Source organism: Pseudomonas sp. TE12508 (genome assembly GCF_056279485.1).
Window position 1 is genome coordinate 46,577 of sequence record NZ_JBWCCN010000015.1, and the last position, 13,611, is coordinate 60,187.

The following is a 13,611-nucleotide window of genomic DNA, read 5'->3' on the forward strand; positions in this document are numbered from 1 at the left end:
GCCTGAAGCCAAAGCCAGAATAACTGGCAAAAAAAGACCCGGCAAAAAGCCGGGTCAAAAACCGTGATTAGCCTGATGAGGAGATAGTCCAGGAGACCGACCTAAGGTCCCTGGTCCATCGACTGATCTCGCGACCAGCTGCCTGCAATAATAATCATTATCATTTGCAAGTCAAATGTTTTTATCTGCGTGATTGGAAAATTCTTTCCTTTCTACTCCTGCGTATTCGCCTCAACCCTGCTGTGCCCCTTCCAGGGATCGATCGACCATCGCCTTGGCCATATCGATCATGTGGACTGTCGAAAACGCCAGATCCCTGCTTGCGCCCTGCAGCTGGTTGGCTGATTCATGCGCGGTGGCGGCGGCACATCGCAATAGATCCGAAGCATGGACCAATGCCTCTTCGCTGCTGATGTTACGGTTCACATCGAAGAAACGTTCTTCGCCGGCCTGTTCTGACACAGCTGGTTTCAAGTAATAGTCCAGTGCCCGCTGCGCGGCAGCCGAGCCTTTTGGCGAGTTGAGTGTGGTGTCGAATTGCATGTCGGGCAGGGTAATGCTGGGGATGGTCATGACGATGGCAAGCTCCGTGAGAGATTCAAATCCGTGAGCCCAGCTTAGTACGTACTGTATTTGTGTCTTGAATTTAAATACTACAATTTGTGTTTTGTTGGTCGGAGTACCCCACGTATCGTGCCGCACATGGATAAATGGATTGAATTGGTCAAGGCCAAAATGAGTGAACTCAAAGTCACTCAAGAAATACTCGCCGAGCGCATCGGAATGTCCCAGGGCGGCGTCGGCCATTGGCTGAATAAACGTCGTCAGCCCCGCATCCAAGAGATGAACCGTGTCTTGCAGGCGCTGGGGATGGACTATCTGGAAGTCGCGATGGTGATCAGGGAACCGCAGATCTCACAGGATGAGGAGATCTCTCTGACGCAAAAGTACAACCCGTACTTTCGCTACCCGGTCAGTGACTGGCGGGAAACCGGAGAGGTGCGCGATGGAGAACTATCGGCTTACGGCGCCTCATCGACTGTCAGCAAGCCGCGCTTCGAGTTGTCCGATTACCATGCCCAGGGCGCAGCGTTCTGGCTGGTGGTGGTTGGCGATGCGATGACCGCACCCACGGGTGTGAGCATTGCCGCGGACATGTTGATTCTGGTGGACCCGGCCATCGTGCCCGAGCCTGGCAAACTGGTGATCGCCCAATGGCCCGGCAGCGCCGAGGCGGTTTTTCGCAAACTGATCGAAGAGGGCGGGCAGCGTTATCTGGTCCCGCTCAATCCGACCTATCCGAAAGCCCTTTTCACCGAGGAATGCCGAATTATCGGCGTAGTGGTTCAGGCGACTGCCAAATTCTAATCAGATCGGTCCTCGCAACGCGTAGGACCGATCTTCATTTCACGCGTGTTCCAACTCCACCAACGCACTGCCTTCGCTGACCATCTCGCCTTCCTGGCAATACAACGCCTTGATAATCCCAGCGTGGGGCGCGCGAATGCTGTGCTCCATTTTCATCGCTTCCAGCACCACCAATTGCGCCCCGGCTTCGACCGTTTGCCCGGCCTCCACCAGCACTCGCACGATGCTGCCGTTCATAGGCGCGGTGAGCCCGCCCTGATGGCTGTGACTGGCTTCGACGGCACTGATCGGGTCATACGACTCGATGCGGCGCAGCTCACCGTCCCATTGCAGATACAGCGTATGGCCCCGGCGGATTGCCCGATGCTGGCGGCGCAAGCCGTTGTGTTCGGTCAGCAGATATTCATCCTTGAGCTGCGCGGTATGAGCGTCGACATCGCCCAGGGTCAGCGCCCGGTCTTGCTCTTCGCAACTCAAATGCAGGGTGATTTCTGTTGGCAGTCCGGCACGGAATCCGTTGCCGATACCCCAAGGCGAACTCAGGTCATCAGCGCGGGTCGTGCTCGACTGACTCTGGGCAAATGCCTGCGCGGCCGCTTGCCAGAACTCATCGCTGAGGTCTGAAGGTGCTGGCAGCAGTTGTTCCTGATAACGCGGAATAAAACCGGTATCCAGCTCCGCCGCGGCAAATGCAGGGTGGCCGATGATTCGGCGCAGGAAGTTGATGTTGGTTTTCAGCCCGCCGATGGCAAACTCATCAAGCATGCTCAGCAAACGCAGCCGTGCCTGTTCACGGTCTTCGCCCCAGGCAATCAGCTTGCCGAGCATCGGGTCGTAGAAGGGCGAAATCTCGTCGCCTTCTTCGACACCACTGTCGACGCGACGCCCCGGTCCTGCGGCGGATTCACGATACAACGCCAGACGCCCGGTGGCCGGTAGAAAATCGTTGCCCGGGTCTTCGGCATACAGCCGCACTTCAATCGCATGGCCGATCAGCGGCACCTGGTCTTGAGTCATCGGCAGCGCTTCACCGCGGGCCACGCGAATCTGCCAGGCCACCAGATCGAGGCCGGTGATCGCTTCGGTGACCGGGTGTTCAACTTGCAGGCGCGTGTTCATCTCCATGAAGAAGAACTCACCGCGCGCATCCAGCAAAAACTCCACGGTGCCGGCGCCGACGTAACCGATGGCCTGTGCCGAGCGCACGGCGGCTTCGCCCATGGCGCGACGCAGTTCCGGGCTCAGACCCGGAGCCGGGGCTTCTTCGACGACTTTCTGATGCCGACGCTGGATCGAGCAATCACGTTCGTTGAGGTATAGGCAGTTGCCATGCTGGTCGGCAAATACCTGGATTTCCACGTGGCGTGGTTTGAGCAGGTACTTCTCCACCAACATCCGCGAGTCGCCGAACGAGGACAGCGCTTCACGTTGCGCCGAGGCCAGGGCTTCGGCCAGTTGGCTGACGTCCTCGACGACTTTCATGCCTTTGCCACCGCCGCCCGCCGTGGCCTTGAGCAGCACCGGATAACCGATGCGTTCGCAGGCGTCGCGGAAGGTTTCGAGGTCTTGGGCTTCGCCGTGATAGCCGGGTACCAGTGGTACGCCTGCGGTTTCCATCAAGGCTTTGGCCGCGGACTTGCTGCCCATGGCGTCGATGGCCGAGGCGGGCGGGCCGAGAAAAATCAGGCCGGCCGCTTCGATTGCGCGGGCGAACCCGGCGTTCTCCGAAAGAAAGCCGTAGCCCGGATGAATCGCCTGGGCGCCGCTGGCTTTCGCAGCGGCGATCAGTTTGTCGATTTGCAGGTAACTGTCGGCGGCTTTGCTGCCGCCCAGGTCAACGCGGATATCGGCTTCGCGGCTGTGCCGGGCATCCCGGTCGGTGGCGCTGTGCACGGCCACGGTGGTCAGGCCCAGGGCTTTGGCGGTGCGCATCACCCGGCAAGCGATTTCGCCGCGGTTGGCCACCAGCAAGGTGGTGAGAACAGGTGCGCTCATCAACGCGGCTCCTTGAGGGTGGTTTCGGCTTGCCAGGTTGGCGAGCGTTTTTGCAGGAAGGCGCGCAGGCCTTCCTGGCCTTCGGGACTGACGCGGATTCGGGCGATGGCGTTCTCGGTGTAACGTCGCAGCGCCGGGGTCAGCGCGCCATGGCCGACTTCACGCAGCAAGTCCTTGCTGGCGCGCATGGCCGCCGGACTGTTGAGCAGCAGGTTGTCGATCCACTGATCGACTTTCTGTTCCAGTTCAGCCATCGGGTAACTCTCCGACAACAAGCCGATTTCCCGAGCCCGTTGCCCGCCGAAACGTTCTGCGGTCAACGCATAGCGCCGTGCCGCGCGCTCGCCGATGGCTTGCACCACGAACGGGCTGATGACCGCCGGTGCCAGGCCGATGCGCACTTCCGACAGGCAGAATTGCGCGTCGTCGGCGCCGATGGCCATGTCGCAGCAACTGATCAGGCCCAGCGCGCCGCCATAGGCTGCGCCTTGCACCACTGCCACGGTCGGGATTTTCAGCTTGGCGAGGTTGTACATCAACTCCGCCAGTTCCCGGGCGTCGTCGAGGTTGGTGTGGTAATCGAGCTCGGCCGATTGCTGCATCCAGGCCAGATCAGCGCCGGCGCTGAAGTGTTTGCCACGCCCGCGGATCAACAGAAAACGCAGGCTGGCATCGCTCGACACTTTGTCCAGCGCGAGGATCAGTTCGCGGATCATTTCGGCGTTGAAGGCGTTGTTTTTTTCTTCACGGCTGAGCCACAAGGTCGCAAAACCCCTTGGATCGCTCAGCAGTTCGAGGGTGTTGAAGTCGCTCATATTTGTCCGTCTCCACAACTCATGTGGGAGCGGGCTTGCTCGCGAATGCGATCACTGGTTTACGATTGCTTCGCAATCGAACGGGGGCAAGCCCCCTCGCCACACAAGCCCGCTCCCACAAAAAATCACATCCGGAACACGCCGAAGCGGCTCGGTTCGATTGGCGCATTCAGCGATGCCGACAAGGCCAGGGCCAACACGTCGCGGGTCTGCGCCGGGTCGATGACACCGTCGTCCCACAGTCGAGCGCTGGAATAATAGGGATGCCCCTGTTCTTCGTATTGATCGAGGATCGGTTGCTTGATCTCGGCTTCTTGCTCGGCGCTGAAACCATGGCCACTGCGCTCAGCCTGCTCACGCTTGACCTGCACCAGTACGCCCGCCGCCTGTTCGGCCCCCATCACGCCAATCCGCGCGTTCGGCCACATCCACAGGAAGCGCGGATCGTAAGCCCGACCGCACATGCCGTAGTTACCGGCGCCGAAGCTGCCGCCGATGATCACGGTGAATTTCGGCACCTTCGCGCAGGCCACGGCGGTCACCAGTTTCGCGCCGTGCTTGGCGATGCCGCCGGCTTCGTATTTCTGGCCGACCATGAAACCGGTGATGTTTTGCAGGAACAGCAACGGGATGCCGCGCTGGCAGGCCAGTTCGATGAAGTGCGCGCCTTTCTGCGCGGCTTCGGCGAACAGGATGCCGTTGTTGGCGAGGATCGCGATCGGGTAACCGTGCAGGTGGGCAAAGCCGCAGACCAAAGTAGTGCCGAACAACGCCTTGAACTCATCGAACACCGAGCCATCCACCAGCCGCGCGATCACTTCGCGCACGTCGAACGGTTGCTTGGCGTCCGCCGACACCACGCCGTACAACTCGTCGCTGCTGTACAGCGGCGCGATCGGCGTGCGTTGTTGCAGTTCACCGAGCTTGCGCCAATTAAGGTTGGCGACGCTGCGCCGGGCCAAGGCGAGGGCGTGTTCATCGCTTTCGGCGTAGTGGTCGGCAACCCCGGAAATCTTGCAGTGCACATCGGCACCGCCGAGGTCTTCGGCGCTGACCACTTCGCCCGTCGCGGCTTTCACCAGCGGTGGGCCGGCGAGGAAAATCGTTGCCTGCTGACGAACCATGATCGCCTCGTCGGCCATCGCTGGTACATAAGCGCCACCGGCGGTGCAGGAGCCCATGACCACCGCAATCTGCGGAATGCCCATGGCGCTCATGTTGGCCTGGTTGAAGAAGATCCGCCCGAAGTGTTCGCGGTCCGGGAACACTTCATCCTGACGCGGCAAGTTGGCGCCGCCGGAGTCCACCAGATAAATGCAGGGCAGGCGATTCTGTTGGGCGATGGTTTGTGCGCGTAGGTGTTTTTTCACGGTCAGCGGGTAATACGAGCCGCCTTTCACGGTGGCATCGTTGGCGACGATCATGCATTCGACGCCTTCCACCCGGCCGATTCCGGCAATCACGCCAGCGGCGGGAACGTCTTCGCCGTACACCGCGTAGGCCGCCAATTGGCTGATTTCGAGAAATGGCGAACCCGGATCGAGCAGGCGATTGATCCGCTCACGGGGCAGCAGTTTGCCTCGCGATGTGTGGCGCTCTTGAGCCTTCGGGCCACCACCTTGCTGCACTTGCGCGAGCAGGGTGTGCAGGGCGTCGACCTGTTTGAGCATTGCCGCGCTATTGGCCGCGAACTCCGCCGAACGGGGGTTGAGCTGGGTATGCAGGATAGCCATGTGCAGCTCCGTTTAGCGGGTTTCGTTGAACAGTTCGCGACCGATGAGCATGCGACGGATCTCACTGGTGCCGGCGCCGATTTCGTACAGCTTGGCGTCACGCAGCAGACGACCGGCGGGGAATTCGTTGATGTAGCCGTTACCGCCGAGAATCTGGATCGCGTCCAGGGCCATTCGGGTCGCGCATTCGGCGCTGTAGAGGATGACGCCGGCGGCGTCCTTGCGCGCGGTTTCGCCGCGCTCGCACGCCTGGGCCACCGCATAGAGGTAGGCGCGACTGGCATTGAGTTGGGTGTACATGTCGGCGACTTTGCCCTGGATCAACTGGAATTCGCCGATGCTCTGGCCGAACTGTTTGCGGTCATGAATGTACGGAACGATCAAGTCCATGCAGGCCTGCATGATCCCGGTCGGGCCACCGGAAAGCACCACGCGCTCGTAGTCGAGGCCGCTCATCAGCACTTTCACGCCACCGTTGAGTACGCCGAGGATGTTTTCTTCCGGGACTTCGACGTCATCGAAAAACAGCTCGCAGGTGTTGGAACCGCGCATGCCGAGCTTGTCGAACTTGCTGCTGCGGCTGAAGCCTTTCCAGTCACGCTCGACGATGAACGCGGTGATGCCGTGCGGCCCTTTTTCCAGGTCGGTCTTGGCGTAGATCACGTAAGTGTTGGCGTCAGGGCCGTTGGTGATCCAGGTTTTGCTGCCGTTGAGTACGTAGTGGTCGCCACGTTTATCGGCGCGCAGTTTCATCGACACCACGTCGGAACCGGCATTCGGTTCACTCATGGCCAAGGCACCGATGTGCTCGCCGCTGATCAGTTTTGGCAGGTATTTGCTTTTCTGTTCGTGAGTGCCGTTGCGGTTGATCTGGTTGACGCAAAGGTTGGAGTGGGCGCCGTAGGACAGGGCGACCGAGGCCGAACCGCGGCTGATTTCTTCCATGGCGACGACGTGCGCCAGGTAACCCAGGCCCGCACCGCCGTACTCTTCCGGCACGGTGATACCCAGCAGGCCCATGTCGCCGAATTTGCGCCACAGGTCAGCGGGGAACAGGTTGTCGATGTCGATCTGAGCGGCGCGCGGGGCGATCTCTTTGGCGACGAAGGACTGAACCTGATCGCGCAGCATGTCGATGGTTTCACCGAGGGCAAAGTTCAGGGATGGGTAGCTCATGGGGCACCTTTTGGCTTTTTTGTAGGGTGGGGAGGGCAGTGATTCGGCTCTCACCTTTACGTTAACGTAAGCCTGTGTCGAATGGCTGTCAATGACCCTTTACGTTAACGTCAACTTGAGCGAGAGTAGAGCCAGTTCTGAAAGACCAGCGTCGCACTCTGTGGCGAGGGAGCTTGCTCCCGTTCGAGCGTGAAGCGGTCGCAAAGTCAGCATCCGAGGTGTGTCAGGCATCCCCCGATAGCTGATTTCACGACTGCTGCGCAGCCGAGCGCGAGCAAGCTCCCTCGCCACACAAGCCTCGCTCCTACAATAAAGACAATAGGGGTCGTCATGGATCAACCCAGTGCAAGCCCGCAGCGCAGCTATACCCGTGGTTCCCAGGATAAAGCCTTGCTGGCGATGACCATCGGGCAGGCGTTTGATAACACCGCCGCGCAACACCCGAACGGGGAGGCGCTGGTCGTGCGCCATCAACAACTGCGTTACACCTGGCAGCAGTTGGCAGAGACCGTCGACCTGCACGCCAGAGCATTTTTGGCGCTGGGCTTGCAGACCGGTGATCGGCTCGGTATCTGGGCGCCGAATTGTGCCCAGTGGTGCATCAGCCAGTTCGCCAGCGCGAAAATCGGCGTGATCCTGGTCAACATCAACCCGGCTTACCGCAGTTCCGAACTCGAATACGTGTTGAAGCAGTCCGGTTGCCAATGGCTGGTCTGTGCCGGTGCCTTCAAGACCTCCGACTATCACGGCATGCTGCAGGGGCTGGTACCGGAACTGGCGGAGCAATCCATCGGCCAGTTGCAGAGCGAACGCCTGCCGGAACTGCGCGGGGTGATCAGCCTGGATGCGCAACCGCCATCGGGTTTCCTGCCGTGGTCGCAGCTGACTGATCTGGCGGCCAGCGTGTCGGTCGAGCAATTGCGCGAACGCCAGGACAGCCTGCATTTCGATCAAGCGGTAAACATCCAATACACCTCCGGCACCACCGGTTTCCCCAAGGGCGCGACCCTCAGCCACTACAACATTCTCAACAACGGTTACATGGTCGGCGAAAGCCTGGGGCTGACGGCCGATGATCGGCTGGTAATTCCTGTGCCGCTGTATCACTGCTTCGGGATGGTCATGGGCAACCTCGGCTGCGTCACCCACGGCAGTACCATGATTTATCCCAACGACGCTTTCGATCCGTTGCTGACGCTGAGCACCGTCGCCGAAGAAAAAGCCACCGCGCTTTACGGCGTGCCGACCATGTTCATCGCCATGCTCGATCAGCCCAAGCGCGCTGAGTTTGATTTGTCGAGCCTGCGCACCGGGATCATGGCCGGGGCGACGTGTCCGATCGAGGTGATGCGCCGGGTTATCAATGAAATGCACATGAGCGAAGTGCAGATTGCCTACGGCATGACGGAAACCAGCCCCGTGTCTTTGCAGACCGGTCCGTCAGACGAGCTGGAATTGCGCGTCACCACCGTTGGCCGAACACAGCCGCAACTGGAAAGCAAAATCATCGACGAGGCGGGCAATCTGGTACCGCGAGGCACCATCGGTGAGCTGTGTACCCGGGGCTACAGCGTGATGCTCGGCTACTGGAATAACCCGCAAGGCACCGCCGAGGCTATCGATGAGGCGGGCTGGATGCACACCGGCGATCTGGCAAGCATGAACGACGAAGGCTACGTGTGCATTGCCGGGCGTAACAAAGACATGATCATCCGCGGTGGTGAGAATATTTACCCAAGGGAGCTGGAAGAGTTCTTCTTCACTCACCCGGCGGTCGCCGACGTGCAGGTGATCGGCATTCCTTGCTCCCGGTACGGCGAAGAGATCGTCGCCTGGATCAAGTTCCATCCCGGCCACAGCGCCACCGAGCAGGAGCTGCAAGCCTGGTGCAAGGAGCGCATTGCGCACTTCAAGACGCCGCGTTACTTCAAGTTCGTCGAGGAGTTTCCGATGACGGTGACCGGCAAGATCCAGAAGTTCCGGATGCGTGAGATCAGCATTGAGGAATTGGCCTCAACGGATCGCCAAGAGGTTTGAATGCCCTGACCGGTAATACCGGCCAGGGCACACTCAGCCTATGAGTGGGTTGCAATTTGCGGAGCTCGCTTGTCGCGCGCTTTCAGTTCTTCCAGCCGCGCGAGGCGATTCTGCTCGTGGATGCGTCGGGTGGTGATTCGATCCGGGTAGCAGCGCATGAACATATGGGTGAAGTGCTCGCCGTAATGAATGCGCTCTTGGCTGCCTGGTTCGAACAACGGTCGGGCAGAAGCTTCGAAACCCGGTTCGTGGAAGTACGCGCAGGCGAAGCGTTCACGAGTATTGAGCTTGACCTTGTGTGGGGTGGAAAGCAGGAAGCCATTGGTCATGAACTGCATGATGTCGCCAGGGAACACCGTCCACACCCTTGGCGTGGGTGTCACGAAAGTCCAGGGTTCCTCGTGTTCGAACAAGCCTGCCGAACTTTCTTCCGGCAGCCAGTTGCGGTTGCGCTTCTCGCCCTTGACCGGTGGGCGAATGTACAGACCGCCGACGTCGTCCTGGGCCGCGATAACCAGCAGGCCATAGTCCGTGTGCGCGCCAATGCCACGGGATGATTTAGAGGTTTCGGTTGGGAAGCGCAATACGCGCATGTGGTGCCAGCCATCGCGTGTCAGGTCGGTGAAGGTGCTGATTGGCAGCTTCATGCCCAGCGCCGTGAGCTTGAGTAGTTTCTCGCCTGTTGCGCCGAGCTCGTCCATGAACGCTTTCATGCGTTTGTGATAAACGCTATCGGGCCATGGCACCGGACCATGGCAAGGCCAGCCCTTCTGGACGCGCGGGTCACTCTCGGGCAAGTCTTTGCAAATGGTGAAAATCTCCGAGTAATCCGCTTGGCCGGCAGTGATTTCCTCGCCGGAAGCGATATAGCCGCTGTAGGCTGAATCGTTGATGCAACCGCTTTTGAAGGTTTGAGGTTTCTTGAAAAAGCGCTTGCTGACGGCTATTGCCGCTTGCGTCTTGCGATCCTGTTCTACAAGGGTCTTGATCTGGAAAATGCCATCTGTCTGCCAGGCGCGGATCAGTTGTTCTCCCAACGTGATATCGGCGGTGCTGCCCGTTACCTTGGCGGGCAGCTTGAAGGTTTTCAACGTGATCATGTTCGTCTCCTTTTATCCAGTAAAGGGACGTGTACTCATTCCAGAGACGTTGACGAACAGCGGTGGCCAACGGAACAGCTCCAGACCTTCATGGCATGGATCATGAGTGTCCCTGCAATCCCCGGAGGGAAGGCGAGTTATAGGACATCCGGGTTTTGATTTGACCTGTCATTTATGGCAGTTTCGACGAGCGGGGCAGTCAGAGGGTGTTGCGCAGGGGGTATACAAGGGGCAGAAAGCACAAAGGGGAGCCGAAGCTCCCCTTTAATTTTGTCGTACGTGCTCTTTTTTTATTATTGAGGGGCGGTCTGTTGTTGTTTTTGGCAACCGTGGCCCTTTACCGCTGTTTTTGTCGATCCCCATCCGGGATCAAGAGCAAACGTATTTTTTTGAGCGCTGATCTACTTTTTCGCTAAGCGATCCAACCAGTTCGGGAGCTACCTGAAGGTAGTTTTATTGTTCTCTGCCCGGTTGCGGGTTACTTCGAAAAGCACCCTGAAAAGCACATCCTCTCCAAAAAAATCTGTTAGCTGCGTCTCTGCCGTGTTGTTCTTGTTATGTCAGAGTCGTTACGTCTTATTTTTATTGGTTTGCAGTTTTTATTCTTGTTATGCCATAGAGATAGCAGAAGCCGTGCCAACTTTTAAAAATCCTTTAAATTCAATGAGTTGAGTTTTTAGTAGGATTTTTCATCCGACCAAAACCCGACAATTTGTTTCCGTGTTACTCGCTTCCGCCCACGTTTCTGCACACCCGGTAACACCCTGACACATCCACGCTGTCACTGTGCGCTGCGAGCCTTGGCCACGCGCGAACCGGTAGGGCGCCCCAGCACCGCGCAAATCTGTTGGCCGGCTCGAATCAAGGCGTCCAGGTCGATTCCGGTTTCAATACCCAGGCCGTTGAGCAGGTAAACCACGTCTTCGGTCGCGACATTACCGCTGGCGCCCTTGGCGTATGGGCAGCCGCCGAGGCCGGCGATGGAGCTGTCGAACACCGCGATGCCTTCCAGCAGGCTGGCGTAGATGTTGGCCATGGCCTGGCCGTAGGTATCGTGAAAGTGCCCGGCCAGTTTTTCACGTGGTACATCGGCCGAGACCACTTCGAACATCTTGCGGGTCGCGCCAGCGGTGCCGGTGCCGATGGTGTCTCCCAGCGAAACCCCGTAGCAGCCCATCGCATAGAGCTCACGAGCAACCCGGGCGACTTGTTCCGGTGCGATGTCCCCTTCGTAAGGGCAGCCCAGCACGCAGGACACGTAACCGCGCACGCTGACGCCATGTTGCTTTGCGGCGTCCATGATCGGCACGAAGCGCTCAAGGCTCTCGCTGATCGAGCAATTGATGTTGCGCTGGGAAAACGATTCGGACGCTGCGGCAAACACGGCGACTTCCTTGACCCCGGCGGCGATGGCATCTTCAAAGCCCCGCAGGTTGGGGGCGAGGGCGCCATAGGTCACGCCCGGCTTGCGCTGGATCTGCGCGAAGACCTCGGCGGAACCGGCCATTTGCGGCACCCATTTGGGCGAGACGAAACTGCCAACTTCTATATAGCCCAGGCCTGCGGCGGTCAGTGCGTCGACCAGTTGCACCTTGTCTGCAACGCTGATGGGCTGGGCTTCGTTTTGCAAACCGTCGCGGGGGCCGACTTCGACCAGGCGTACGTGGGTGGGTAGGGACATGGCAATGGACCTGTGCTGATTGTCTGAATGTTCAGAGAACCCTGTGGGAGCGAGCCTGCTCGCGATGGCGGTAGCACATTCAACATTGATGTCGACTGACCCGGCGCTTTCGCGAGCAGGCTCGCTCCCACAGGGGATTGTGTAGACCTATTGGACGGCCTGCTGGCTCTTGATTGTCTGTTCCAGCGCCTGGGTACAGCGCTCTTCGGCCGTGTCGAGTTCCAGTTTCATCTGTTCGATGTCCAGCAATTGCTGTTCAAGTTGTTCCCGACGCTCGGCGATTTTCGCCAGCATGCTGTGCAGTTGCTTGGTGTTACCGCTGGAGGGGTCATAGAGCTCGATCAGCTCGCGGCATTCGGCCAGGGAAAAACCAATGCGCTTGCCCCGCAGGATCAGCTTCAGGCTGACCTTGTCACGGGGCGAGTAAATGCGTTCCTGGCCACGACGCTCGGGGCTGAGCAGGCCTTGCTCTTCATAGAAGCGAATAGCCCGGGTGGTGATGTCGAGCTCGCGGGCGAGGTCGGAAATGCTATAGGTCTGGCTGCTCATGGAAGCGCTCGAAAAAGGTCATGGCGCTAAGCTAATGGCAGGTTGACGTTTACGTCAAGGGGCAGAGGTTTCCACTGTTCTTGCTGGCCCCATCGCGAGCAGGCTCGCTCCCACAATAGATCTACGGTGAACACAATATTTGTGTAAAACAGAGATTCCCTGTGGGAGCGAGCCTGCTCGCGATGAGGGCGCTGCGGTCCAAAGCCCTACACCTTATCGAGCTTCTTCTCATGCGCCGTAACCTGTTGGCACAACTCGATCATTTGCTCGCGCATCCAGCGGTTGGCCGGGTCCTGGTCGGTGCTTTCGTGCCAGTAGAGGTGGGTTTCCACCGGCGGAACTTCTTTGACCGGCAGGTTCACCGCGTACAAGTCATGGCGACGGGCGAAACGTTCCGGCACGGTCATGACCATGTCGGTCTGCTGCAACACCTGGGACGCCATCAAGTAATGCTGGGAGCGCAGGGCAATCTTGCGCTGGATGCCCATTTTGCCCAAGGCCAGATCGACATAACCCAGACCGCTGCGCCGGCTGGAGATGTGGATGTGGGTCAGGGACAGATAATCGTCGAGGGTGAATTTCTCTTTGCCCGCCAACGGATGGCCCTTGCGCATGGCGCACACGTAACGGTCTTCCATCAACTTGACATGACGCACCTGTGGGTCAGTGTTGAGCGGCGCATCCACCGCGAAATCGAGACGCCCGGCCGCCAGCTCCTTGGTGGTTTCGCGACGTTTGGACAGGAAGCTTTCGATGATTACCGTCGGCGCCAGGCGTCGCAGGCGCTGGAACAGCGGCGGCAGGATCACCGCTTCAGTGAGGTCGGTCATGCTGATGCGGTAGGTCTTGACCGCCTGTAACGGGTTGAAGATGCGGCTTTCCTGCACCGACACCCGCAGCAAAGAAAGGGCGTTACGCACCGGGCCGATGATGTTTTGCGCCATCGGCGTGGGCACCATGCCTTGGGCGGTACGCACGAAAAGCGGATCGTTGAAGGTCTCGCGCAGGCGGGCCAGAGCGTTCGAGACTGCCGGTTGAGTAATGCCGACAATTTGCCCGGCGCGCGTCAGGTTGGCTTCGGTGTAGATCGCGTCGAAGACGATGAAAAGGTTGAGGTCGACCTTGCTCAGATTCATTGCGCTGCGCTCTCTGCTCTT

Annotated in this window: 11 protein-coding genes; 2 read left to right on the forward strand and 9 right to left on the reverse strand. The window is 59.2% G+C overall.

From position 1 onward, the window contains the following. Positions 1 to 231: 231 nt before the first annotated feature. Positions 232 to 573, reverse strand: coding sequence for a DUF6124 family protein (locus ACZ9IM_RS20530; protein WP_123496598.1), 342 nt, complete (start codon positions 571 to 573; stop codon positions 232 to 234). Between the two features lie 129 nt (positions 574 to 702). Between ACZ9IM_RS20530 and ACZ9IM_RS20535 the strand changes: the two genes are divergently transcribed. Continuing rightward, entirely contained in the window at positions 703 to 1,368 is a 666-nt protein-coding gene (locus ACZ9IM_RS20535; protein ID WP_007896907.1) for a LexA family protein, read from the forward strand. Between the two features lie 39 nt (positions 1,369 to 1,407). On the opposite strand, the gene ACZ9IM_RS20540 is transcribed toward ACZ9IM_RS20535, so the two are convergent. The 4 genes from ACZ9IM_RS20540 to ACZ9IM_RS20555 form a co-directional block, all read right to left on the reverse strand. Next, on the reverse strand, positions 1,408 to 3,363 hold the full coding sequence (locus tag ACZ9IM_RS20540) for an acetyl/propionyl/methylcrotonyl-CoA carboxylase subunit alpha (RefSeq protein ID WP_427622703.1): 1,956 nt from the start codon (positions 3,361 to 3,363) through the stop codon (positions 1,408 to 1,410). After that, complete coding sequence (locus ACZ9IM_RS20545) at positions 3,363 to 4,178, reverse strand: gamma-carboxygeranoyl-CoA hydratase (RefSeq protein ID WP_007904070.1); 816 nt, start codon at positions 4,176 to 4,178, stop codon at positions 3,363 to 3,365. Before ACZ9IM_RS20545 ends, ACZ9IM_RS20540 begins: the two co-directional genes overlap by 1 nt. Positions 4,179 to 4,303: 125 nt before the next feature. Then, on the reverse strand, positions 4,304 to 5,911 hold the full coding sequence (locus ACZ9IM_RS20550; RefSeq protein ID WP_008014290.1) for a carboxyl transferase domain-containing protein: 1,608 nt from the start codon (positions 5,909 to 5,911) through the stop codon (positions 4,304 to 4,306). Between the two features lie 12 nt (positions 5,912 to 5,923). After that, on the reverse strand, positions 5,924 to 7,087 hold the full coding sequence (locus ACZ9IM_RS20555) for an isovaleryl-CoA dehydrogenase (RefSeq protein ID WP_008014292.1): 1,164 nt from the start codon (positions 7,085 to 7,087) through the stop codon (positions 5,924 to 5,926). Between the two features lie 330 nt (positions 7,088 to 7,417). On the opposite strand from ACZ9IM_RS20555, the gene ACZ9IM_RS20560 reads away from it, so the two are divergent. Next, positions 7,418 to 9,124 carry an AMP-binding protein gene (locus tag ACZ9IM_RS20560; protein ID WP_476224845.1) on the forward strand — a complete coding sequence of 569 codons (1,707 nt, stop codon included), beginning with the start codon at positions 7,418 to 7,420 and terminating at the stop codon, positions 9,122 to 9,124. Between the two features lie 38 nt (positions 9,125 to 9,162). Here ACZ9IM_RS20560 and ACZ9IM_RS20565 read toward each other — a convergent pair whose 3' ends face one another. From ACZ9IM_RS20565 to ACZ9IM_RS20580, 4 genes are all read right to left on the reverse strand, one after another. Then, positions 9,163 to 10,224, reverse strand: a complete 1,062-nt coding sequence (locus tag ACZ9IM_RS20565) for a 2-oxoglutarate and iron-dependent oxygenase domain-containing protein (RefSeq protein WP_476224846.1) — start codon at positions 10,222 to 10,224, stop codon at positions 9,163 to 9,165. Positions 10,225 to 11,005: 781 nt separating this feature from the next. Continuing rightward, on the reverse strand, positions 11,006 to 11,905 hold the full coding sequence (locus ACZ9IM_RS20570) for a hydroxymethylglutaryl-CoA lyase (protein WP_476224847.1): 900 nt from the start codon (positions 11,903 to 11,905) through the stop codon (positions 11,006 to 11,008). Positions 11,906 to 12,052: 147 nt separating this feature from the next. Continuing rightward, positions 12,053 to 12,454, reverse strand: coding sequence for a MerR family transcriptional regulator (locus tag ACZ9IM_RS20575; protein WP_008068244.1), 402 nt, complete (start codon positions 12,452 to 12,454; stop codon positions 12,053 to 12,055). A gap of 206 nt (positions 12,455 to 12,660) precedes the next feature. Beyond that, positions 12,661 to 13,590, reverse strand: coding sequence for a LysR family transcriptional regulator (locus ACZ9IM_RS20580; RefSeq protein WP_007904083.1), 930 nt, complete (start codon positions 13,588 to 13,590; stop codon positions 12,661 to 12,663). Positions 13,591 to 13,611: the final 21 nt, after the last annotated feature.

Bases quoted from the DNA above. Each gene is read 5' to 3' on its own strand.
- ACZ9IM_RS20570 (WP_476224847.1), bottom strand. From the start codon at position 11,905: ATGTCCCTACCCACCCACGTACGCCTGGTCGAAGTCGGCCCCCGCGAC.
- ACZ9IM_RS20550 (WP_008014290.1), bottom strand. From the start codon at position 5,911: ATGGCTATCCTGCATACCCAGCTCAACCCCCGTTCGGCGGAGTTCGCG.
- ACZ9IM_RS20580 (WP_007904083.1), bottom strand. From the start codon at position 13,590: ATGAATCTGAGCAAGGTCGACCTCAACCTTTTCATCGTCTTCGACGCG.
- ACZ9IM_RS20560 (WP_476224845.1), top strand. From the start codon at position 7,418: ATGGATCAACCCAGTGCAAGCCCGCAGCGCAGCTATACCCGTGGTTCC.
- ACZ9IM_RS20575 (WP_008068244.1), bottom strand. From the start codon at position 12,454: ATGAGCAGCCAGACCTATAGCATTTCCGACCTCGCCCGCGAGCTCGAC.
- ACZ9IM_RS20565 (WP_476224846.1), bottom strand. From the start codon at position 10,224: ATGATCACGTTGAAAACCTTCAAGCTGCCCGCCAAGGTAACGGGCAGC.
- ACZ9IM_RS20545 (WP_007904070.1), bottom strand. From the start codon at position 4,178: ATGAGCGACTTCAACACCCTCGAACTGCTGAGCGATCCAAGGGGTTTT.
- ACZ9IM_RS20540 (WP_427622703.1), bottom strand. From the start codon at position 3,363: ATGAGCGCACCTGTTCTCACCACCTTGCTGGTGGCCAACCGCGGCGAA.
- ACZ9IM_RS20535 (WP_007896907.1), top strand. From the start codon at position 703: ATGGATAAATGGATTGAATTGGTCAAGGCCAAAATGAGTGAACTCAAA.
- ACZ9IM_RS20555 (WP_008014292.1), bottom strand. From the start codon at position 7,087: ATGAGCTACCCATCCCTGAACTTTGCCCTCGGTGAAACCATCGACATG.
- ACZ9IM_RS20530 (WP_123496598.1), bottom strand. From the start codon at position 573: ATGACCATCCCCAGCATTACCCTGCCCGACATGCAATTCGACACCACA.